Source organism: Caballeronia sp. BR00000012568055, from assembly GCF_029439455.1.
Taxonomy (GTDB): domain Bacteria; phylum Pseudomonadota; class Gammaproteobacteria; order Burkholderiales; family Burkholderiaceae; genus Caballeronia.
Genome location: NZ_JAQFVG010000084.1, coordinates 1 through 2605, shown reverse-complemented (window position 1 = coordinate 2605; position 2605 = coordinate 1). Strand labels below are relative to the sequence as shown.

At 56.2% G+C, this 2605-nt stretch carries 2 protein-coding genes; both read left to right on the top strand.

Annotation, left to right across the window (positions count from 1 at the left end):
* The first annotated feature begins 543 nt into the window (after positions 1-543).
* Positions 544-1899: an MmgE/PrpD family protein gene (locus P7F28_RS05865; protein ID WP_277183548.1), complete on the top strand. Its 1356-nt coding sequence runs from the start codon at positions 544-546 to the stop codon at positions 1897-1899.
* 116 nt (positions 1900-2015) lie between these two features.
* On the top strand, positions 2016-2605 hold a 590-nt coding region (locus P7F28_RS05860; RefSeq protein WP_277183547.1), incomplete at its 3' end, for a tripartite tricarboxylate transporter substrate binding protein.

Below are 2605 nucleotides of genomic sequence, written 5' to 3'. Positions count from 1 at the left end.
CGACTTTTTTTCACCCGCAGCTCAGCGGCGAGCAGGCATTTCTAGCTGGATATATCGTTCGCACCAACGTACTGGCCCGACGTTGGCCGCTCGGAGCTGTCGAGAAGCGTTTTCGTTTCGAGCATCGAGCGCTGCGTGCGCCCAGGAATGTTGACCGACGCGGCAAGACTACGACTGCTGTGCCAGAGGAGGCGTGGCCGAACACAAGCAGTCGTTCAACCGCTCAAGTAGAAATGCGAGTGCCGTACAGCCTCGCTCCTCGATCAGCGCTCGGCGGATCGAGAGTGCGGCGCTCACCAAAAACACTGTAAAACGCGGTCATCTTCAGGGCCGGCGACAGCGTTTTCACACCATATCTGAGCCTCGATAGCCTTTCCGTAATCTACGGTCTCACCGAATTCGTAAGTTTCGACCAATGAAACGCGTTCCTTTTGCGTTGACACTGCGGTACCTTCGACGTACAGTCGATTCTGACGCTGCCGAGATTGCACGGCACCGATACCCTCCAGCTAATTCGCAGAGATGTGGGAACGCTAACCATCAATGAGTGAATATCTCTCTCTCCGTTACGCCAGCTTCATAACGGAATCGAATATTGAGCACATGCCGCCAGACGCGGTCGACTACGGGAAGATGCTTCTGGCAAGTACGCTCGCCAGCGCGGCGTTGGGATCAACTCTCGATTCGAGCAAGCTCATCAGGTCGCTGGAGCTGAGCAGAGGAGGAGCGTCTGAGAGTTCGGCGTGGTTCGGCGAGTGGGAGCATTTGCCAGTGGTGGCGAGTGCTAGGTTGAACGCGCTAATGAGCGACGCTGCTGCGTCTGACGATAGCGACCTTCGTAACATCGTGCATAGCGGAACCCAAGCATGCGCAGCGGCGATGGCAATGGGAGAAGCGCGCGGAGCATCGGGCGCCGAAATCGTTGAGGCGATCATTGTTGGGTATGAGATCGCGGGCAACATCAACACAGCGATGATTGGCGGGTTGCAGCGCAAGGGTTTCCACGGGTGCGTTGTTGCGACTTTTGCGGCGGCGGCGGCCGCGCGTTTGCTCAACCTGAGCCGAGACGCTGCGGCGCATGCGTTATCGTTGGCCGCCACTTCCATGGGCGGCCTGCACGCAGCGGCAGCGACAAGTCTTGCTCGTGAATACCACGCTGGCAATGCTGCAATGATGGGCGTCTACAGCGCTCAGGCGGCCGGGCTGGGTTACGAGGCAGAGCTCGGAACATTCGAAATGAAGCGTGGTTTCTTCGAGACTCTGGGTGGGGAACACGATGCCAGGGCCGTGATCGACCAGTTGGGAAGTAAGTGGAGCATTTTGACTGAACTCGGAATCAAGATGGTCCCGGGCGGCTCTCCGTTTCATGCGGTGGCAGAAGCGGCGGCCCTCGCCGCAAGAGAAGGAGAGTTGGATGTGACTGACATCCATCACATCTCGTTCACGTTGCCCGACTACCCGTTTCCCGGACCAAAGAATCCAACCGATCTAATTGGCATCGCACATAGTCCTTTCTACTTTGCTGCGGCCGGCGCAGCTGACCAAGATTACAGTTGGCCGCATGCATTCCCCGAAAAGATTTCTGACCCCCGCATTAGATCTCTGTTCAATCGCGTGACGCGGGTCGACTACGACGTCCCAGATAAGAACCTGTACAAAAGCGGCGCTATCGTCAAGATTGAGACGAATGATGGACGTGTTATTGAGCGGTCGATCCGCTTTCCGAAAGGCGCTGCCGTGCGCGGCATCGAATGGGATCAGATCGAATCTAAATATAGGGCGCTCATGCCATACGGAGGCGCCGATGTGGACGCGATTGACAGAAGCTTTCAATTGATACGAGGGCTGACCGCACTTGATGACATTAAGGTTTTGGTCAACACGCTAAAAAGCGAGTAAGAAGATTCTAAGATCCGTTGGTCGTCGCCTGCATCGAATCGAGCGAGCCTTCGGGAAGAGATGCAGGCGGAAGAGGTCCAGTAAGCGAGACACAAAACAAGATTAGGAGACAGTTAATGACTAGGTTGACGAGACTTATCGCTGGAATGATCCTTTCGGCTACTGTGGCCGCGCCCCTCGGCGCTTGGGCCGCCGACGACTTCCCGACACGCTCGATCCGCGTTATTGTGCCAGTCGCTGCCGGCGGCTGGGGAGACGTGACGACTCGTGTGATTTGCCAGCGGCTCGGAGAAATCTTGGGGCAATCGATTATCGTTGATAATCGTACTGGGGCTGGGGGCTTGGTGGGAATCCGTTACACCAAGGAGCAACCGGCAGATGGATATACTTTGATGTCGACAGGTAGCACGCTTGCAATCCAGCAGTCCCTCAATAAAGAACCCGGCTACGACGCACTGAAAGATTTCATCGATGTAGGGACGATGGTTCGGTCACCGGCGCTGATCGTGACGAGCAGCAAGTCAACCTACAAGTCTCTCTCAGACTTGCTTAAAGACGCGAAGGAAAAGCCAGGCACTATCAGCTATGGCTCTGCCGGCGTCGGCACTACGACACACATCGCTGCCGCAATGCTGCTGAAGAAGGCGGGCGTACAGATGCAACACGTTCCCTATAAGGGGAATGGTGCAGCGATGCCTGACGTAAT